The sequence below is a fragment of the Clostridium neuense genome (genome assembly GCF_045310695.1).
Taxonomy (GTDB): Bacteria; Bacillota; Clostridia; order Clostridiales; family Clostridiaceae; genus Clostridium_S; species Clostridium_S neuense.
The window spans coordinates 36,660-56,564 of record NZ_JBJIAA010000020.1; the positions used below are offsets into that span (position 1 = coordinate 36,660).

Sequence of the window (19,905 nt, forward strand, 5' to 3'; positions counted from 1 at the left end):
CTGATTCAAAAGTAATCTTATATTATAGATAGACAAAATGAAATTATCACTACCAAATTCATCCTAATAAACTAAAATTTAAAAAGCAGAGTAGAGAGTAAAGAATATAACGAAGGTAAATCCACCTTCACTGTACTCTTTACTCTCTAATCTGCTTCTACAAATTTATAAATCACTTGTTCATTTATTCAAACCTTAAAGTATCCACAGGATTCAATTTTGCTGCCTTTCCTGCTGGAACAAGTCCTGCTATCATTGCTACAACAACTGTAAATACTATTGTAAATACTACTGTAGAAATTCTAATATCAATAAGTGTCATTCCCTCTTCAATTCCACCTATCTTATTAGCAACTATAACTTGGTTTGCAATTGCAGAACCAGCTACTGCAATTATAGTTCCTACTGCTGATCCAACAAATCCTAGGCTACCGGATTGAACTACAAACATAGCTCTTATATTTTTTCTTGAAGCCCCTTGAGCTTTCATTATTCCAATAGACTTAGTTTTTTCATGCACAGCCATAGACATAGTATTTATAACCCCTATTGATGCAACTAAAAGTACTATAATTCCTGCTGCTGTTAAAAGAACTTTGATTATTATAAGTCCAGAATTCATTCGATCTGCATAACCTTCATATGCTTGAGTTATATATCCAAGCTTTTTTATTTGCTTGTTTACTTTTGCAACATCTTCCATCGTTTTTGCTTCAACAGTTACATTGCTATATCCTTTTGCCTGTATGTAGTTCTTTGTGCCCATATAATATTCCTGAATTTTAGCTGCCATTTCATCTGATGCAATAACTACATTTCGCCCAGAGTTATATGCTCGATTTACAACTCCTGCTACCTTCGCCTTTATTACAAGAGGAGCTTTTTCTTGCATACCCTGCATTTTAGGAAGCGAAACCTTTATTTCTACCTCCTTACCTACTGCACCTTTATAGTTAGTTAATCCTATTTTACTTAAATATCCCTGTCCAACAAGAACAGAAGTAGTATCTCCAGTTTTTATACTGTTTCCTGCAATTATATACTTATACCCATATTTCTTAACTTTTTCTTTATCGCTCTTAAGCTGGCTTTTCTCTCCATCCATAACTATATTAAAGTTCAAATTATTACCTTGAATATTAACATTTTTGCCTGTCTTATCATCTATTTTAACTTCAGCAGCTGTAGTATTTATTGATGCCGAAACACCTGATGTACCATCTATAGCTTTAAATTTATTAAGGATATCCTGATCAATTTTCTTATCCTTAGTTTTATCTTTTCCTAAACTCTCTTGAGGTTTAACAACTATTTCTCTAAACGTGTCCATATTCTTTATTTGATTATTAGATACAGTTTGAATGCCCTGTCCAAGTCCAGCCATTACTATTACAAGCGTTGATCCTATTGCTATACCAAAAGAGGTTAATGCTGTACGCAGCTTCCTTTTATTAAGATCGCTAAAAGCCATTTTAATGTTATCACTTAATTTCATTTAATTTGCCTCCTTATGCATTTAATGCTTCTACAGGATCCATTTTTGATGCTTTTCTTGATGGATATATTCCTGCAATTATACAAATTACAATTGAAAAAGCCAAGGTTCCAAATATTAGCCATAGTGGCATTGTAATATTAATAGTTCGAGTTACTTTTTTACTTTCAAGATATACTTTAAGTGCAAAATTAATTATAGCTACATTCACGCCACTAAATATTAGCCCCATTACCCCACCAATAACACCTATTATTCCTGCTTGAGTTAAAAATACTCTGTGGATATTGCTTCTATTTGCTCCTATAGATTTCATTATTCCTATGGATTTGGTTCTTTCATATATAACCATTGTCATAGTATTTACGGTACCAACAGCTGCAACAAATAATACTATTAATCCAAGTATGCCAAGTATAACTTTCGTGATTTTAAACATGCTTTTTATCTGCTGTACAATAGAATAGTAGCTAGAGTTAGCATAATCCATTCTTTTTATCGAATCAGTTATATTTGAAACATCATCAATACTTTTAGCATTTATCATTACTCCATCATAACCTTGATTTTTCAAATAATTATCTTGAAGGGAATAATAGCTCTTTAATTTATCTGCCATATCTATAGTTGTTATTACTTGATTCCCGTCTACAAACTTATCATTTATTATTCCTACCACTTTTCCTTTTATGGAATATGGCTGCAATGTAATACTTGAATTTTCTGTTTTTGTCTCAGTAATAGTTACTTCTTTTCCTAACACACTTTTATAATCCTTTATACCCATAGCTTTAAGATAATTTTCAGATATAAGTACATTATCTTTATCTAAGCTAGTTAAATTTCTTCCAAAGACTATTGGCTGAAGTTTATTATTTTTGTTACTTTTTCTTACTGATGCAATGCTATCTTTACTAAATGCACTGTCATTGTTATATAATGCTAAAATTGAAGTCTCATTTTTGTTTTCATTGTTATTTATTTTAATGCTATTTACATTAACAGAAATATTAGCTTTAATATCATTTATACCTTTTATCTTTGAAAATTTCTTCATAGCCTTATCATCTATCTTTTTAAACATTGTACTTGTATCTATATCATCAGAATCCGGACTATTCATATCAAAATATTTCATGTTCATTACTTGAACTGCCTTTAGTGATGGGCTGTCTTGTACTTCATTTAAAATAAGACTTTCCCCAGAGGTTCCGAGGCTAACTAATGTAACTATAAGCATTGTACCAACTGCAACTGCTAGAGCTGTCAAAAACGTTCTTCCCTTTCTTCTACTAAGATCCCTTAATGCCAGTTTTATTCCATCGTTAAATTTCATCCTTTGACACCTCCTGAACTTGTCCATCCTTTATCTTTATTACCCTTTTTGATTTTTTAGCTTCTTCCATATTGTGTGTTACCATTATTATTGTATATCCCCTTGAATTCAAATCATTTAAAAGCTTCATTATAAGTTCGCCATTTTTAGAATCAAGGTTTCCTGTAGGCTCATCTGCAAATATTATTTGTGGTTCATTTACAAGTGCTCTTGCAATACTAACCCTCTGCCTTTGTCCTCCTGACATTTCTGTTGGCTTATGATTAATTTTATCTCCGAGTCCAACCATCTCAAGTGATCTTCTAGCTTTTTCCTTTCTTTCCTTACCACTTACTCCAGCAAATATAAGTGGCATCATTACATTTTCAAGTGCGGTTTGAGTATTTTCAAGGTTAAATGCTTGAAACACAAATCCTATAGTTTCATTTCTATATTTAGACATTTCCTTATCTTTTAATTTACTTATATCCTTGTTATCAATATAAATGCTCCCTGTACTTGGAGTATCTAGTCCACCGACAAGATGCATAAGTGTTGATTTTCCTGAACCTGAAGGTCCAACTATAGCTACAAATTCGCCATCATCTATTTTTAAGCTTACATTATTTAAAGCTGTGACTCTTTCCTTTCCCATCTTATAAACCTTTGAAACATTTTTTACTTCTATCATAATTGACCCTCCACAATTTATTTTTTTATTTTATTATTAATGCTATTTATTATTTCACCATTATTAAACCCTATATTTTTCATCTTATTTATAAACTCATCTATTATTTTTTCTGCTGTTTCTCTCTTTAAGCTCATTATAATAGTTGCATCATTTTCAATAAAAGTTCCCATTCCTCTTTCAACATGTACTATTCCTTCTCTTTCCATTTCCTTGTAAACTCTTTGTACTGTATTACAATTAACTTTGAACTGATTTGAAAGTTCCCTTATAGAAGGCAATTTTGATCCATTATTTATTTTTCCAATAATAATTTCATTTTTTAAATAATTCATTATCTGAATGTAAATTGGTATTTCATTATTAAAGCATATATTCACATTATCCCTCCTAAACCAATATTCTAGTGTACTATAATTATAGTACACTAGAATATTAAATATGTCAATGCCTAATTAAAAATTAACTTTATACTTATTTGGCTAGCTACTTCTCATACAAATTTTATAAAAGTTATTTTAAAATAATATTTAATTTATGACCAATGATTTATTCCATGCATTTTCCTGTACTTTCTTATTGATGAACCCACTCTTGACCATTGCATTTAGAACAATTTTTTGTCGCTTTTTAGCCTTATCTATGTGTTTTTCAGGATTATAATCATTAGGGGCTTGAGGTATACCTGCAAGCATTGAGCATTCCGATAATGATAACTTTTTTAAACTTTTATTAAAATATCTTTCACTCGCATTCTCTACACCATAAACATTCGAACCATAATATATTACATTTAAATACATTTCCAATATTTGATCTTTTGTATATCTTCTCTCAAGTTCCATAGTAAAAAATATCTCTTTAAACTTTCTTTTTATAGTCTTATCATTAGACAAAAATAAATTCTTAGCTAACTGCTGAGTAATTGTACTTCCTCCCTCTTTAAACTTACCTTCCTTTATATCTGTAATCAATGCTCGTCCAATTGATATAAAATCAAAAGCACCATGCTGATAAAATCTTCTGTCCTCAGTAGCCACAACTGCATTTTTTAAATTATTTGGAATATCATTTATATTTGTATAATTCGGTACCCTACGAGAAATTTGATTTATTAAATTATTATTCATAACATATTTAGAATTACTATTCTCGACTATATAGTGAACTGATATATTTAAAAATAAAATAGTTATTAAAAAAATGCATGCTTTCCTCATATGTTATCATCTCCTATACTCATTGTATGTTTCACTTATCATTTTAACCAATTATATTAATTTTACATATTGTTTTAAATTTCATTTAGATTACAATTTTGTAATAATAGAAATAGTGTACTATTGATATAGTACACTATTGAGCAATTATTGTCAACAATAAAAAAACTCTGCAATCAATTATCATTTGCAGAGTTTTTAACCTTTCTTAAGTTACATATCTATATTTTTAGTTCTACCCCACTCTTCTTCTCCATCATCATAACATCTACAAGATGAACAATTTGAGCTCCTGCCTCCACTGGTGGAGTACCCTTTTTGTGTATATTAGAAATTACAGTTCTTTGAGATTCCGGCTTCAAGATACTTGCCTCATAAGCCATGTAGCTGCTCATGCTTTCACCTGTTGCAAGTCCAGGTCTTTCTCCAATTAAAATTATTGTCACTTTTGCATTTAAAGCTTCACTTATTCTATCCATCGTTGCAACCCTACTATATCTTACGAATATAGGAGTACCTATTTTATAGCCCTTAGCCTTTAACCCATCAATCATTATAGAATATATGTCCTCTAAGTTTACCGTAATAGCAGGAGAACTAAGTCCATCACCAGCTATTATCTGAACATCAGGATTTTTAATGCAATTATCCTTAATATACTTCATAGTTTCCTCAGAAAACCTTCTTCCAAGATCTGGTCTTGTAATATACTCTTCTTTATCCCTCACAAGAGTTTGAACTTTTAAAAATCCGAGCCCATCAATTACACTCTCATCAACATAAGACCAAACTGCATCTTGTGCTACTGCATGGTCAGCTCTAAATTTTAAAAATGTGCTGGTTTTATATCTTGCTCCCGCCCTTCCCACACAAATTCTCGCTGGAGTAGTTTCCTTCATTTTTAAACAAGCCTCATAATTTTTATTATTATCTAAGGTCATGCTCTTTTCTATATCATCATAGTTCATGTAATCCCCCCCCTTTTTTATTATGTATGTTCTGAAATACTTGGAGCACTATTATTTTAATTTCTACAAGTAATCCTATGAAAACAAGAGTAGAGAGTAGAGAGCAAAGAGTAGAGTGAATGTGGATTTCCCTCCATTTCATTACGGAAAATCTTTCAACAAATGATGCTTAGCAAAGCTAAGCGAAAAATTGTTTTAAGTATTAATTCTAAGATTTTCTGAAGCAAAGCGGAAGAAAATCATCCTTCACTCTACTCTCTACTCTTTACTCTCTACTCTATTTTAAAAATATTGACGGGTCTCCCGCATTTTCTCCAAGTGTTCCATCTCTAAGTATTCCGAGTTCTTCCATTCTCTTTTCAAATTCTTTTATAGGCGTTTTTCCGCTTATCTCTCTTAATGCTGCAATATCATGATAACCTGTCGATTGGTACATAAGCATTACATCATCACCACATGGTATACCCATAAAATAGTTACAATTAGCAGAAGTTAAAAGCATTGCAAGGTTTTCTAAATCATTTTGGTCCGCTTTCATGTGATTTGTATAACATACATCAACCCCCATTGATAAACCTGTAAGTTTACCCATAAAATGATCTTCAAGACCTGCACGTGTGACTTGGCTTCCATTATATAAATATTCTGGTCCTATAAATCCAACTACCGTGTTAACTAAAAATGGATTATACCTCTTTGCTAGTCCATAACATCTTGCTTCCATAGTTAATTGATCTGACCCATTATGACCCTCCGAGGATAATTCAGAACCCTGTCCCGTTTCAAAATACATAAAATTATTTCCTTTAGAATTCTTCTTTTCCTTCATTAATGCGTAAGCCTCATCCAAAAGCGAAACTGTTATTCCAAAACCTCTATTTGAAATTTCCGAACCTGCTATGCTTTGGAACATTAGATCTATTGGTGTTCCCTTTTTTAATGCTTCCATTTGAGTTGTAACATGGGATAAGACACAGCTTTGAGTTGGTATTTTCCATTCTGTAGTAAACTCATTAAACTTTTTTAAAATCTTAGCTGTATTTTCTATGCTGTCATTTACAGGATTTAGTCCAATTACCGCGTCCCCAACTCCATAGCTCATTCCATCCATGAGTGATGCCATAATTCCTTTAATATCATCTGTTGGGTGATTTGGCTGAAGCCTTGCAGATAACGTTCCTCTTTCACCAATAGTAGTGTTGCAGGTTGCAGTATTACATATCTTCCTTGCCGCATAAACAAGATCCATGTTACCCATTAACTTTGTTACAGCTGATACCATTTCCGATGTTAAGCCATCTCTTATGCTCTTTATCTCAGCTTCAGGTGAACTCAAGATAAACTCTCTTAAATCTGAAACTGTCATATTTTTTATTTTATTATATACAGTTTCATTTACAGAATCTTGTATAATCCTTGTCACTTCATCTTGTTCATAAGGTACAACAGGATTATTCCTAAGCTCAGCTAAAGTAATATCTGCAAGCACAAGTTTAGCAGCAACTCTTTCAGAAGTATTTTCTGCTGCTATGCCTGTAAGCATGTCCCCTGACTTTTCTTCATTGGCCTTTGCCAGTAAATCCTTTATATTTTTAAACTCATATATCTTATTAAATAATTTTGTCTTTAAAACCATCAAAATCACCTGTCTTATTATTTTTTTTAAGATGCCTAAAGATGCATAAAGATGTCTAAACTGCTTTTTCCTCTTCAACTTCCATTTCAATTTGTCTACCAGAAAGCTTAGAATATACAAAATAGTATACGCCTGCAAGTACAAATGCTCCGATTACCCAACCAATAGTTGTCTTATTTGCATAAGTAACAGTTATTAAAAATACAACATCTATAATTATGGCTACCACTGCTAAGAAATATGGAACTTTATAAGGTCTTTCCATATTAGGCTCTTTCTTTCTTAAAATAAAAAACGAAATCATACTTATAACCTGAAGTGCTATTGCTCCAAAAGCTGAAATCACTATAATTACAGCCGTATTATTCGTCAAAACAAATAACATTCCTATAAGGCTTGGTATTATTATGGCAGGTACAGGTGCACCCTTAGAATCTAATTTTGATAATGCCTTAGGCAAGTAACCTGACCTTGCCATAGCAAATACTTGTCTTGAGTATCCAATTATTATTCCGTGAAGGCTAGCTATAAGTCCAAATAAGCCTATAAAACTGATTATTTTAGGAAGTACACTATTCTTGCCAAATATAGCTTTAAGTGTATCCGGAATAGGAGAATTTGTGGCTCCTAAAGTTTTAATATCAAGTACCCCTGCTGTACACAAAAATGTAGCTAAGGCTAAAATCACAAGAGTTACTATAGCAAATATAAATCCTTTTGGTATATCCTTCTTAGGATTTTTACATTCTTCTGCTGACATGGCACCCCCTTCAGCAGCCAAGTAAAACCATATTGCAAAGGGAACAGCATTAAATATTCCACTAAAGCCTCCCTTAAACATATCGCCGCCAATTATTTTAGCCGTACTAACATGTGTAAAGCTAGCTCCAATAAATAATATAAGTCCTATAATTGCTACAACAGTAACTACTGTTTCAATTATCGCAGCAGTCTTTACTCCAATACAATTTATAATTACAAAGATTGCATAAACAGCAAGTGCAGCAGCCGTTACTGGCACAGAAGGCAAAATAAAATTAATATATGAACCAATAGAAATTGCTATTGCTGGTGTTGCAAATAAAAACTCAACTACAGCTGAAAAACCAGCAAAAAAACCTCCAAACCTACCAGTAGCTCTTAAAGCATATTCTGAAGCTCCATCTGCTTTAGGCATTGCTGTTGCAAGCTCCGCATAACTAAACATAAATGCAGTATAAAAAACCGTTACTATTAAGGTTGCTATTATAAAACCCACTGGACTTGTAGAAGAAAGTGCATTATTCCATCCGCAGTACATTCCCGATATTACCATGCCAACTACAATAGCCCAAAGTTGAAAGGGTGATAAAGTCTTTTTCAACTGATTATCCATAAAATTTCCTCCCTTAAAATTTAAAAATCAAAGTTTTTACCACCACCGGAATAATTCCGGCTACTGGCTTTCCCAAGTCTATATAATCTCCACTGCTTGTTGAAATTTCATCTATACAAACTATTCTTCTACTATTACCAAGCTTATTCTTAATTGTCTGCCCCAACGCCTTTGCAAAATCATTTTGAACAACCACTATTATTGTCTCCTGCTCTAATCCTTCAAAGACTTTAATAATTCCATCCGCCATATTTTTTATCTGCATATATGAAGGATTCTTGGGCCCTTCGTAGGCTAATGCAACAGTTCTCCCCTGATATACACTTATATCTTTCTTTATCCTTTCAATGTCCTTCCCTTCAAAAGAATCATCTAACACCTTCACTATAGGTACATTTTTCATAGGCAAAACCTCTTCATCGAAAATCACAGTACTACCACTTATTTTTATAGAATGATTACCTGCACCTATTACAGTAGCTCTAATTCTTTCCCTTGGAGTGATAATTTTATCCTTATATTTATCAAATGTCTTTCTTATTGAATATCCCAAAAGTGGACCTATATCCCCAAATTTAATTGCAGCTTCCATACTGCATATTTCTTCATTTCCATAAATATATTCTGATACTCCCCCTGAAAACGTAATATAATTTACCTTAGCACCACTATTCTTATGTCCAATAAAAAGTTTATTAGTATTCTCTGATAATTGTGTGAAGCCCGATAATTCAACAAACATCTCCGCCATTTTATCTGTAAGCTTCTTTATTTCAATGAATTTGGCTGTTTTTCCGACCCTAATATTAAGTCTAAAATTTTCAATCATAAATTTGATTTTGTTAGATATGTATGTAACCTCACCATACTCATTGAATTTGATAAGACGTCCACCTATATCTAATGCAAAACAATCCTCTCTTTTACCAGAGTTAAATAAGCATGCGTTTGTAGTTCCCCCTCCTACATCAAAGTTAATAATTCTTTCCTTCATACTTTTAGATATTTCATAAGTGCCTGCTCCAAAGCCTGCAAGAACTGCCTCTAGATCCGGTCCTGCTAGGGCAACCACAAAATCGCCTAAAATATCTGACAACTCATGTGCTATAAGTTCAGCATTATCTTTTCTAGCAGTTTCCCCCGTTACTATTATTGCTCCTGTAGATATGCTTTCCTTTTTTATACCCGCCTTTTCAAATTCAGCTCTAACAATCTTAGTAACTGCATCAAAATCAATGTTATTCTCTAACGTCAATGGAGTAAAATATATTTGACTTTTATGAAGTATTATCTTATCTGTCACCTCAACCTTAGGAATAAAAAATGCTGAATTAATATTTTTCACTGTAAATTTGCTAAAAATCACTTGAGTTGTTGTAGTACCAATATCAATTCCCAAGCTAAATATTTGATTCTCCATAAAACCCCCACAATTCTAATATAAAAAATAAAACTCTTAAAAGGCTAATCCGGATTAATTTACCCATGTTTATAATATATGATGATTTATTAAAAAAGTCAATATTTTATTAACAATTTATTAAAATTAAGTGTAGTCATATATTGATTGTATATATTTTTATAAATATCACTAACTATAATGATAGAAAAGTTGAAATTGATACGAATTTAATATATGAGGGCCTCAGAAAGGAGAGCAAAAATTGAAAATTGATGATAAAAATTTCATAAAAGAACTCCGACATAAAAATAGCAAAGCTATGGATTATATAGTTGATAGCTATAGCAATCTTATATATAAAGTCATATACAGCATACTGTACTCAAATTATGATATAAGTTCTATAGAAGAATGTGCAACTGATGTTTTTATGTCTATATGGAATAACATAGACTGCTTCGATATGGAAAAAGGTACTTTTAAAACTTGGGTTATGACAATTGCCAAGTTTAAAGCTATTGATTACAAAAGAAAGCTTATGAAACGCTCCGATTATACGGATATAGATAATCTAAACCTTGCTTCCGGTGAAAACATCGAAAATGCTTTTATATTAAAAGAGAAAAGAAATGAAATACTATCAGCCATAAACGAAATGAAAGAACCAGATAAGTATATATTTTTAAAAAGGTATTTTCTAAATGAAGATATTGATTCAATAGCAAAAAGCTTAGGCTTAACCAGAGCTGCAATAGACAATAGGCTTTCTAGGGGTAGAAAATTTTTAAAAGGTAAGCTTATTAAATTCAATGAGGAGGTCATTTAAATGAGCGAAAAAGATATATTTAAGGCTTTTAATAATATAAATACAGACGAACATGAATTTGATAATATTGATGTAAACATAGATGATATGCAGAAGAAAAGAATAAAAAACAATCTGAGAAGCAAAATAAAGCCCCAAAAATTTATAAAACTAAAAATAACTGCCGCTAGTGCCGCTGCAATTTTAGTATGCCTCACCGGGATAAGTTATATGAATCCATCCTTTGCATCGCAAATTCCGGGCTTAAATCCTATAGTTCAAACCCTAAATTATTATGGTGATCAAGGAGAATATGCAAAATGCTCTGAAATAATAAATAAAACCGTAAGTTGCAACGGAAAGTCCTTTACAATAAACAGTGTTGTTTGTGATGAAAACTCACTTATACTAGGATATACAATAAAAAGTGACAAAGAAATAAATCCTAAAGATCTTCCAGGATTTTCACCTTCTTTTAAAATAAACGGCATCCCTATGAGTTCCGGCTGGGGAGGCGGACTTAAAGATACAGCTACAAACACCTACATTGGTACAATGCAAATAAGCGTGGCACGAAAATTATATTTCCCAAATAAATTTAAATTTGATATGTCTTTCAAGTCTCTTCTAGGTACACAAGGCAACTGGGATTTTAAATTTATAGTTTCCAGAGAAGCTTTAGATAAAGAGACTCGTTCATTTAAGCCAAACCTAGATGTAAAATTAAAAGATACAACTATAAAAATCAAAAAAATTTCACTAACTCCAGTAAACACAACAATTTTATTCGATAGCAATTCAGCTGATACGGCTGATTATAATTGGCTAGTTTTTGATGATAGCAGAAACGAGCTTTCTTTTAAAAGTAGTAACACCTCGAATGGCTTGTTCTCTAAATACGAATCCACATATAACTATTCGAGGGCAAGTAAAACTGCAAAGGAATTAATATTAATACCATATACAAGTTCTGATAACACTGGAAAACTATCAGAGAAGCATAAACTTGCTAAATCAAAGGATGTAATAATCCCTGTTAATACCAAGCTTCCTTTTGAGGCTTCTCAAGGAAATAATGGTAAAATCACAATAACAGGTATCAATACTTCAGATGATAAGCTTACTGTTCATGGAATTGTTACTGGAAACTTACCTCAATATCAAGTAACTGGCGTATATGTTAACAGTACAGATAAAAATGCTGACAGTAAAATTAAAGAATTGAATACAACCCTAAAAAAAATCTCGGATAATAACTATGAATTTACAAGGGAATATGGCAGCGTAAATAACAGTATTCCTTGTAACATTACAGTTAAAAATTTTGATTATATAGACTACAGTAAAAAAATCGAAATTCCACTTGCAAACTAACAACCAGTGACAAATGATAAGTGACAGGTAACAAGTTTAGGATGATTTTCTTCCACTTTGGTATAAGAATTTATATATAATAAGACTGCACAAGTTCCCACCTAAAATTCCGTAAGCACGGAGGAATTTTTTCCTTGCACCACCGTGGGAGCGAAGTAACAATGCTGAAGGAACAGTTTAAAAAAATTCTAATAAATCTTGGTTCAAAAATCATAAAACACTTAGATATTTCAATTGTCTGAGCGATAGCGAGTTATTGAAAATAAACATACACGAGGCTTGGGCTTTGCCCATTATCCTTCTTATCTTTAGTATTTTATGATTTTTGAGCCTTAGATTTATAGGATTTTTTTAATGCGACGAAGCATTGTTACTTCGCATTGTTTCTCTTCTAATCCAATCAAGTGCAATAGTTACAACTCTATTTCTAACCTTTTGTCTATCCCCTGGAATATTAAGCTTTTTAGTTTTAACTTTGCCATTTATATATAAGCCAACATATACAAGCCCAACAGGTTTTTCTTCTGTTCCACCGCCTGGGCCTGCTATTCCTGTAGTCGAAACCCCTATGTTTGTATTTGATGTTTTAGCTATACCCTCTGCCATTTCTGCTGCTGTCTCACTACTTACCGCACCAAATTTATCTAAAGTTTCTTTTTTCACTCCAAGTCTCTCTATCTTTGCATCATTGCTATAGGTTACAGCTCCCTGCATAAATACTTCAGAAATTCCAGGATAGTTTACAAGTCTTCCTGCAAGAAGTCCTCCTGTGCATGATTCTGCTGTAGCTATTGTTATATTGTTTTCTATTAGAAGTTTTCCTACAACTTCTTCAAGAGATGTGTCGTCAGTCCCATATACATTGTCTCCAAGTCTTTCCCTAACTTCCTTTTCCATAGGCTCTATCAAATCAAGTGCCTCTTTTTCTGTTTTTGCGCTAGCTGTTATTCTAAAAGTAACTTCATTATCCTTTGCATATGGAGCTATTGTAGGATTGGTTTGCCTATCCATTATATCTTGAAGCTTTTCAGCTGCATTTCCTTCTCCTATTCCAACAACTCTTAAAACCTTTGAAACAAATACAGCTTCCTGATACTTTTTAAGATATGGAACAACATAATTCTTAAACATAGGTAAAACTTCCCTTGGCGGACCTGGAAGCAATATTACAATTTTATTATCTTCATTTATTATGCAGCCTGGTGCAGTACCATAATCATTTTTTAGTATTGTACATCCTTCCGGGAAGTAAGCTTGCTTTTTATTATTTTCACTTATTTTTACACCTAACTTATCAAAGTATTCTACAATTGAAGTATAGGAATCTTCATCAAAAATAAGCTTTTTCCCAAAATACTCTGCAGCAGTCTCCTTTGTCAGGTCATCCTTAGTAGGTCCAAGTCCTCCTGTAGTTATAACTATATCGGCTCTTTCTATAGCAAGCTTAAATTCATTTTTAAGCCTTTCTACATTATCTCCTACTACTGCCTGATGGTAAATTGAAAAACCCATATTAGCTAATTCTTTAGATAAAAATTGAGTATTTGTATTCAAAATATCTCCAAGTAAAATCTCTGTTCCTACACATAATATTTCAGCTTTCACAGTTGCCAACCCCTTTTCTTAATTGTATAATATAAGCTCGACTAAAAATTATATACTCTTATTATATATCTTTATCAAGTCTTTGAGTTTGTATTGTATATTTTATTCTTATATAATAATATTATCATAGATAAAAATGATTTAAAGAAAGGTTGCGATACTATGAGCACTTTCATGTTCAAGGCTAATACAAACAATATTACACCTGTAAGCAACACATTTATAGAAAAGTATATGCCAAATGCACGTGGAGAATATGTTAAGGTATATCTGTTAGGGCTTAAGTATTGCGTTTGCGGTGAACCTGGCATTAATTCTTCAATGATGGCTTCAATTCTTCATTTAATTGAAACAGATGTAATAAATGCATGGAATTATTGGAATGACGAAAACGTAGTTAAATTACTTCCTCTAGATAATAAAGGGAATTTCAATATTCAGTTCTTAGATTTATCAGATAACTTTGAAGAGAAAGATGAAAATGTTAATCTATTAAGTGAACTTAATAAAGACTCTATAAAGGGTATGCTTCAAGATATAGAAAAACTTCTTGGAAGAACCCTTTCACCAAAAGAAATGACAGTTTATATAGGCTGGCAAAATGACTTTAACTTTTCTCCAGAACTAATACTACTACTTATACAATACTGTGTGTCAAAAGGCAAAACAGACTATAGGTATATAGAAAAGCTAGCTATATCCTGGCACGATTCAAATATAAAATCTGTAGAAGATGCTCAAATCTACATAAAGAAGCATGAAGATAAATGGGTTAAAATACGCAAAATATTAAACTATCTTGGAATAAAGGATCCCGAAATAATGAAACCTCAAGAAAAAATTCTTGATAAATGGATAACCACATATAATTTCCCTACCGATGTTATATTAAGGGCTTGTGATATTTGTTTTGAAAGAATAAATAAATCTGACTTTAAGTATATAGATGCAATTTTAACCAACTGGTTTAAATCAGGAATCAAAACAATTTCTGATATAGAAGTTAAAGATTCAAGAAAAGGTTCCTTTAAACAACCTAAGCCAGGTAATGCTCCAAAGGGTAACTTCAATAATTATGAGCAAAGAGATTACGATTTTGATGATTTAGAAAAAAAATTATTAGGATGGGATAATAATGATTAAAGGCTATGCTGAAGAAATGGAAAAAATATATACTAAAATACGGGAAAAGGAAACATCTGAATTAAAGAAAAGAAAAGAAGAAATATCCTTAAAGCTTCCTGAGGTTATTAGCATAGATAATCAAATAGGAAAACTTTTTATTGAATTATCAGTAAGTATGTTCAAAGATATAAAAGTGGATAGAGACACTTATGTTAAAAATTTAAAAAATAGAATTACTGATTTAAGAATAAAAAAATCCGAAATTCTTTCTTCAAATGGGTATCCAATAGATTATTTAAATATAAAATATAGATGTCCCAAGTGCAAAGATACAGGATATATAGGTACCGAAAAATGTTCTTGCTATAAAAAATATCTCGTAAGATTGTATTATAAAAATTCAGACTTAAAACCACTTTTATCTGAAAATAACTTTGACAACTTTGACATAAATTTTTATTCTACAAGGAAAACTCAAAATGAACTAGAAAGTCCAAGAAGGAATATAGAAAAGATATTTACTAAAGCCCTAAACTTTGTAAATAACTTTGATACTTCTAAAGAAAACTTACTCTTTTACGGAAGTTCTGGCACTGGCAAAACTTTCTTATGTCAGTGCATTGCAAAGGATTTACTAGACAAAGGTCATCTTGTAATATACAAAACCTCCGACGATTTGCTTAACATTTTAAAGAAAATAAGATTTGAAAACAACGCTGAATTAGAAGATATAATTGTAAACTGTGATCTTCTTATAATAGATGACCTTGGTACAGAACAAATAAATGACTTTTCAAAAACAGAAGTTTTCAACCTAATAAATAAGAAACTTTTGGCCGGAAAGAAAATGGTTATATCCTCCAACCATACTTTAGAAGGATTATCTAGAATATATTCTGAAAGAATTACCTCAAGACTTTTTGGAGACTTCACACTTTGCAAATTCTATGGTGACGATATACGAGTTAAGAAAAATTTAAACAGAATGAAAGAGTGAACGAATAGTATTCTGGGACATTAAATAGAAGCCATAAATCTAAGTAAGATTTATTGGCTTTTATTTAAATCATCCCAAAATACCATTCGTTCACTGACCTAAAAATCAAGGAAAATTTTTCTCCATTGTGATTACGAAAAATTGATGTATACATGAAATTTTAAGAATATTGATATTTTAATGCGTATTTCATAAATACTTAAGCAATCTGAAATCTACATATAAAATAAAAACTCTAGAAATCACTTTCTAGAGTTTTTGGTGCTGGCAGAAGGAATTGAACCCTCAACCTACTGATTACAAGTCAGTTGCTCTACCAATTGAGCTATGCCAGCTTATACATTATTTATTTTTTAATTGGCGACTTGGAAGGGGATCGAACCCTCGACCTCTGGCGTGACAGGCCAGCACTCTAACCAGCTGAGCTACCAAGCCGCAATATTGTGGTGGGCACTACAGGGCTCGAACCTGTGACCCTCTGCTTGTAAGGCAGATGCTCTCCCAGCTGAGCTAAGCGCCCACAATATTTTTAAATGGTGACCCGTACGGGATTCGAACCCATGATACCACCGTGAAAGGGTGGTGTCTTAACCGCTTGACCAACGGGCCATATACTTGGTGCTGGCAGAAGGAATTGAACCCTCAACCTACTGATTACAAGTCAGTTGCTCTACCAATTGAGCTATGCCAGCTTATACATTATTTATTTTTTAATTGGCGACTTGGAAGGGGATCGAACCCTCGACCTCTGGCGTGACAGGCCAGCACTCTAACCAGCTGAGCTACCAAGCCGCAATATCATGGTGGGCACTACAGGGCTCGAACCTGTGACCCTCTGCTTGTAAGGCAGATGCTCTCCCAGCTGAGCTAAGCGCCCATGATATTTAAATGGTGACCCGTACGGGATTCGAACCCATGATACCACCGTGAAAGGGTGGTGTCTTAACCGCTTGACCAACGGGCCATATATTATTTTCTCATTCCGGTCTCGCGACCCGACAAGTAATATAATACAAAAAAAATCATCATGTGTCAACATGTTTTTTTAATTTTTTTATTTTAATTTATAAAAAAGTATTTAATGAGGCAAATATAGTATGTTTATATACTACTTGAAGCTGATTATACATACTTAATCCATTAGTTCAAAATCTCAACCCATAATTTATTCTCTATTTTTCTACAAATTCCCCCCTAATTGTTATGAACTTATACTATAAGTATTCCTTATTTTTAATTTTAATATTAAAATATATATATAAACCATTTCAACAAGTTTATCCTTGCAAAAATAAGATTTAACTTAGAGTACAGAGGACAGTTACTGTTGACTTTTTTCCATTTCACTATATAAAGTCTTAGCATTAGCTATTTTAAGCTTTCGGCTTATTTATATATACTATTTTATCAAGGGGGCACTTATCATGGATAGAATAAAAAAAACATATTCCGCTTTTATAATATTATATGTATCGATTTTTTACCTTCTTATATTTTTATTTAGAACAAAACACTCATACCTTACAAATATATCAGATACTTTACAAACTCTATCTTCAATAATTACTTTAGTTATACTCTGGAAAACTTGTAAAAAGTCAAATTCCTTAAGAAAACGTTTTTGGGCAATTATCCTTATTGGCTGTACCAGTTATCTCATGTCTCAGCTTACTTGGGATTATAATGAAATAATTTTAGGAATCTACACGCCTAATTCCATATATGTTGCTATCTTTTGGTCAATAACAGGATTATCTTATGTGTTTGCAGCCTTTTATATAACTTATGAGAAAAAAAATACTGATTGGTTATTCACCTTGATACTAGACATTTTAACTATTATGTGCTTGTTTATAGCTGTAGCTTTATTCTACATATTAACCCCAGTAATGGAGAGAATGAGCATATACAGTTTATTTCTAGCCATAGAATATACCGTTTACCCCGTTGGTGACTTAGTTTGTTTATTTGTAACCTTTAGTCTCTTTCTATCCCTAACTGATGATAGTGAGAAATGCTATCTTGCACTTATTTCTTTGGCATTTTTTATATTATCTATATCAAATTTATTTTACTCCTATTTATGCATAACAAAAAATTATTCTACTGGTAATTTAATTGATCCATTATGGTCCTTAGCAACCCTTATAATTGGATTAGCCGGAATTGAGTATACAAATTTAATCCATACAAAAAAAATTTCTAAAAAGACAAAAAATAATAATACTATAAATTTGGTAAGTATTGCTCCAATTTTAAGTGTAATCTCTCTTTTTATACTAGCTATAGTACAACAGAATAACATTATAACAACCTTTTTTGAAGTAAGCATCATTTTAATTATGATAAAACATATATTCATAATTTTGCAAAATACAAAATTAATATTGAAGCTTCAAGAACTCAATGAAAATTTAGAATCAAAAGTGTTGGCAAGAACAAAAGCTCTATCTCATATAGCTTTTAACGATCAATTAACCGGTCTTGCAAACAGGAGATTTTTTGAAACTACTCTTAAAAATTCAATACAATTTTCAAAAGATAAAAACAAGTCATTTGCCCTATTATTTTTAGATTTAGATAGCTTTAAAAGCATAAATGATACCTTAGGACATTATTCAGGTGATATTGTACTTAAAGAAGTTTCAAAACGCTTAAAGGAGTGCTTAACTCTAGATTGTTTTATTTCAAGACAAGGCGGAGATGAGTTTGCCATAATAGCAAGCAACATTGATACCCGTGATAAAGTAAAAGAACTTTCACAGGAGATACTTCACTCTCTTTCTGAACCTATACTGCTCAATAATCATAATCTGTATGTCACTTGTAGCATTGGTATCTCTATGTATCCAGCAGATGGTATCACCTTTGACGAATTAATGAAGCATGCTGATTCAGCTATGTACTGTTCAAAGGCTTGTGGCAAAAATACCTATGAATTTTATAATAGCAGTATAGATGCATTAATTTCTAAAAAATCAGCTATTAAACATAAACTTCATAGTGCCATAACTAATAATGAGTTTGTAATATATTATCAACCTCAGTATGATGTACTCACCAATGAAATCATAGGTGCTGAAGCCTTAATCAGATGGTCTCACCCAACTGATGGAATAATTCCACCTTCTGATTTTATACCAATAGCAGAGGAATCCGGCTTAATAGATACTCTTGGAAAATGGATTTTAAAATCAGCATGTAGTCAAGTTAAAAAATGGCAAGATAAAGGTCTTAAGTCCTTTAAAATAGGAGTTAACGTTTCCCCTCATCAATTTAAACAAAAAAGTTTTGTATCAGATATATGTAATATACTTAGGGACACAAATCTTTCTCCAAAATATCTTGATTTAGAAATAACAGAAACAGTAGGCATTGAAAATACTTCTAATGCAATAACTAAAATACATATTCTAAAAAAATTAGGTGTAAAAATCTCCATAGATGATTTTGGGACAGGTTATTCTTCTTTAAGCTACTTAACTAAAATTCCAGCTGATACTTTAAAAATCGATAAAAGTTTTATACAAAACATAAACAATGATTCTACTAGTAAAACTATTGTTTCCTCTATAATTGCTGTAGGTAAAAATTTAAATCTAGAAGTAATCGCTGAAGGTGTTGAAACCAAAGAACAGCTTGAATTTTTAAAATCCCAGGATTGTATTCAAATACAAGGATATTTATTTAGTAAACCTATTCCAACAGATGAATTTGAAAAATTATTAGAGCGTACTTCTACAAAATCAAAATAATTTAATTATTCTTTCTTAGCTCAATAATAACGTAAAGTTTAACTTTACGTTATTATTCAAGTTTTATTGTTGTTTTTTAAAACATATTCGTTTAATAAAAAAATACACAAAAATTTCAAAAATAAATTTATTTGGCTTAAAT

15 protein-coding genes and 8 tRNA genes are annotated in these 19,905 nt (G+C 31.7%); 5 read left to right on the plus strand and 18 right to left on the minus strand.

What is annotated here, in order from left to right; all coding sequences use genetic code 11:
* Window positions 1-184: 184 nt before the first annotated feature.
* The 9 genes from ACJDT4_RS20125 to ACJDT4_RS20165 all read right to left on the minus strand — a co-directional run bounded on the left by ACJDT4_RS20125 (window position 185) and on the right by ACJDT4_RS20165 (window position 10,120).
* Entirely contained in the window at window positions 185-1,495 is a 1,311-nt protein-coding gene (locus ACJDT4_RS20125; RefSeq protein ID WP_406789397.1) for an ABC transporter permease, read from the minus strand.
* A 13-nt stretch (window positions 1,496-1,508) separates the two neighbouring features.
* Entirely contained in the window at window positions 1,509-2,831 is a 1,323-nt protein-coding gene (locus ACJDT4_RS20130) for an ABC transporter permease (protein WP_406789398.1), read from the minus strand.
* Entirely contained in the window at window positions 2,821-3,501 is a 681-nt protein-coding gene (locus tag ACJDT4_RS20135) for an ABC transporter ATP-binding protein (protein ID WP_406789399.1), read from the minus strand. Before ACJDT4_RS20135 ends, ACJDT4_RS20130 begins: the two co-directional genes overlap by 11 nt.
* Window positions 3,502-3,518: 17 nt before the next feature.
* Window positions 3,519-3,881 (minus strand): GntR family transcriptional regulator, encoded by a 363-nt coding sequence (locus ACJDT4_RS20140; RefSeq protein ID WP_406789400.1) that lies wholly within the window; start codon window positions 3,879-3,881, stop codon window positions 3,519-3,521.
* A 150-nt stretch (window positions 3,882-4,031) separates the two neighbouring features.
* Window positions 4,032-4,721: a transglycosylase domain-containing protein gene (locus tag ACJDT4_RS20145; RefSeq protein WP_406789401.1), complete on the minus strand. Its 690-nt coding sequence runs from the start codon at window positions 4,719-4,721 to the stop codon at window positions 4,032-4,034.
* 221 nt (window positions 4,722-4,942) lie between these two features.
* Complete coding sequence (eutC, locus tag ACJDT4_RS20150; RefSeq protein ID WP_406789450.1) at window positions 4,943-5,662, minus strand: ethanolamine ammonia-lyase subunit EutC; 720 nt, start codon at window positions 5,660-5,662, stop codon at window positions 4,943-4,945.
* A 304-nt stretch (window positions 5,663-5,966) separates the two neighbouring features.
* On the minus strand, window positions 5,967-7,325 hold the full coding sequence (locus ACJDT4_RS20155; protein ID WP_406789451.1) for an ethanolamine ammonia-lyase subunit EutB: 1,359 nt from the start codon (window positions 7,323-7,325) through the stop codon (window positions 5,967-5,969).
* 55 nt (window positions 7,326-7,380) lie between these two features.
* Window positions 7,381-8,700: an ethanolamine permease gene (gene eat / locus ACJDT4_RS20160; protein ID WP_406789402.1), complete on the minus strand. Its 1,320-nt coding sequence runs from the start codon at window positions 8,698-8,700 to the stop codon at window positions 7,381-7,383.
* 13 nt (window positions 8,701-8,713) lie between these two features.
* Window positions 8,714-10,120, minus strand: coding sequence for an ethanolamine ammonia-lyase reactivating factor EutA (locus ACJDT4_RS20165; protein ID WP_406789403.1), 1,407 nt, complete (start codon window positions 10,118-10,120; stop codon window positions 8,714-8,716).
* A 244-nt stretch (window positions 10,121-10,364) separates the two neighbouring features.
* On the opposite strand from ACJDT4_RS20165, the gene ACJDT4_RS20170 reads away from it, so the two are divergent.
* Together ACJDT4_RS20170 and ACJDT4_RS20175 are read left to right on the plus strand one after the other, a co-directional pair.
* The gene (locus tag ACJDT4_RS20170; protein ID WP_406789404.1) at window positions 10,365-10,928 is read left to right on the plus strand and encodes a sigma-70 family RNA polymerase sigma factor; all 564 of its coding nucleotides are present in this window, start codon (window positions 10,365-10,367) and stop codon (window positions 10,926-10,928) included.
* A complete protein-coding gene (locus ACJDT4_RS20175; RefSeq protein ID WP_406789405.1) occupies window positions 10,929-12,281 on the plus strand; it encodes a DUF4179 domain-containing protein in 1,353 nt (450 codons plus the stop codon). It abuts the gene before it with no gap.
* 351 nt (window positions 12,282-12,632) lie between these two features.
* Here the strand turns inward: ACJDT4_RS20175 and ACJDT4_RS20180 are convergent, their stop codons facing one another.
* Complete coding sequence (locus ACJDT4_RS20180; RefSeq protein ID WP_406789406.1) at window positions 12,633-13,886, minus strand: competence/damage-inducible protein A; 1,254 nt, start codon at window positions 13,884-13,886, stop codon at window positions 12,633-12,635.
* A 162-nt stretch (window positions 13,887-14,048) separates the two neighbouring features.
* Here ACJDT4_RS20180 and ACJDT4_RS20185 point away from each other — a divergent pair, with 162 nt between their 5' ends.
* Both ACJDT4_RS20185 and ACJDT4_RS20190 read left to right on the plus strand, forming a co-directional pair.
* Window positions 14,049-15,029, plus strand: coding sequence for a DnaD domain protein (locus ACJDT4_RS20185; RefSeq protein ID WP_406789407.1), 981 nt, complete (start codon window positions 14,049-14,051; stop codon window positions 15,027-15,029).
* Window positions 15,022-16,008, plus strand: a complete 987-nt coding sequence (locus ACJDT4_RS20190) for an ATP-binding protein (RefSeq protein ID WP_406789408.1) — start codon at window positions 15,022-15,024, stop codon at window positions 16,006-16,008. Before ACJDT4_RS20185 ends, ACJDT4_RS20190 begins: the two co-directional genes overlap by 8 nt.
* Window positions 16,009-16,267: 259 nt before the next feature.
* Here the strand turns inward: ACJDT4_RS20190 and ACJDT4_RS20195 are convergent.
* The 8 genes from ACJDT4_RS20195 to ACJDT4_RS20230 form a co-directional block, all read right to left on the minus strand.
* Window positions 16,268-16,343, minus strand: a tRNA-Thr gene (locus ACJDT4_RS20195).
* A 23-nt stretch (window positions 16,344-16,366) separates the two neighbouring features.
* Window positions 16,367-16,443 (minus strand) — tRNA-Asp (locus ACJDT4_RS20200).
* Window positions 16,444-16,452: 9 nt separating this feature from the next.
* Window positions 16,453-16,528: transfer RNA gene (locus tag ACJDT4_RS20205), tRNA-Val, on the minus strand.
* A 14-nt stretch (window positions 16,529-16,542) separates the two neighbouring features.
* Window positions 16,543-16,617, minus strand: a tRNA-Glu gene (locus ACJDT4_RS20210).
* 7 nt (window positions 16,618-16,624) lie between these two features.
* Window positions 16,625-16,700: transfer RNA gene (locus ACJDT4_RS20215), tRNA-Thr, on the minus strand.
* Window positions 16,701-16,723: 23 nt separating this feature from the next.
* Window positions 16,724-16,800: transfer RNA gene (locus ACJDT4_RS20220), tRNA-Asp, on the minus strand.
* Between the two features lie 9 nt (window positions 16,801-16,809).
* A tRNA-Val gene (locus ACJDT4_RS20225) sits at window positions 16,810-16,885 on the minus strand.
* A 12-nt stretch (window positions 16,886-16,897) separates the two neighbouring features.
* A tRNA-Glu gene (locus ACJDT4_RS20230) sits at window positions 16,898-16,972 on the minus strand.
* A gap of 460 nt (window positions 16,973-17,432) precedes the next feature.
* On the opposite strand from ACJDT4_RS20230, the gene ACJDT4_RS20235 reads away from it, so the two are divergent.
* Window positions 17,433-19,763 carry a putative bifunctional diguanylate cyclase/phosphodiesterase gene (locus ACJDT4_RS20235; protein ID WP_406789409.1) on the plus strand — a complete coding sequence of 777 codons (2,331 nt, stop codon included), beginning with the start codon at window positions 17,433-17,435 and terminating at the stop codon, window positions 19,761-19,763.
* The last annotated feature ends 142 nt before the right edge of the window (window positions 19,764-19,905 follow it).

What these genes read in the sequence shown, in the direction of transcription:
- ACJDT4_RS20125 (WP_406789397.1), bottom strand. Translation starts at nt 1,495, where the DNA reads ATGAAATTAAGTGATAACATTAAAATGGCTTTTAGCGATCTTAATAAA.
- ACJDT4_RS20130 (WP_406789398.1), bottom strand. Translation starts at nt 2,831, where the DNA reads ATGAAATTTAACGATGGAATAAAACTGGCATTAAGGGATCTTAGTAGA.
- ACJDT4_RS20135 (WP_406789399.1), bottom strand. Translation starts at nt 3,501, where the DNA reads ATGATAGAAGTAAAAAATGTTTCAAAGGTTTATAAGATGGGAAAGGAA.
- ACJDT4_RS20145 (WP_406789401.1), bottom strand. Translation starts at nt 4,721, where the DNA reads ATGAGGAAAGCATGCATTTTTTTAATAACTATTTTATTTTTAAATATA.
- eutC (WP_406789450.1), bottom strand. Translation starts at nt 5,662, where the DNA reads ATGACCTTAGATAATAATAAAAATTATGAGGCTTGTTTAAAAATGAAG.
- ACJDT4_RS20155 (WP_406789451.1), bottom strand. Translation starts at nt 7,325, where the DNA reads ATGGTTTTAAAGACAAAATTATTTAATAAGATATATGAGTTTAAAAAT.
- eat (WP_406789402.1), bottom strand. Translation starts at nt 8,700, where the DNA reads ATGGATAATCAGTTGAAAAAGACTTTATCACCCTTTCAACTTTGGGCT.
- ACJDT4_RS20165 (WP_406789403.1), bottom strand. Translation starts at nt 10,120, where the DNA reads ATGGAGAATCAAATATTTAGCTTGGGAATTGATATTGGTACTACAACA.
- ACJDT4_RS20175 (WP_406789405.1), top strand. Translation starts at nt 10,929, where the DNA reads ATGAGCGAAAAAGATATATTTAAGGCTTTTAATAATATAAATACAGAC.
- ACJDT4_RS20185 (WP_406789407.1), top strand. Translation starts at nt 14,049, where the DNA reads ATGAGCACTTTCATGTTCAAGGCTAATACAAACAATATTACACCTGTA.
- ACJDT4_RS20190 (WP_406789408.1), top strand. Translation starts at nt 15,022, where the DNA reads ATGATTAAAGGCTATGCTGAAGAAATGGAAAAAATATATACTAAAATA.
- ACJDT4_RS20235 (WP_406789409.1), top strand. Translation starts at nt 17,433, where the DNA reads ATGGATAGAATAAAAAAAACATATTCCGCTTTTATAATATTATATGTA.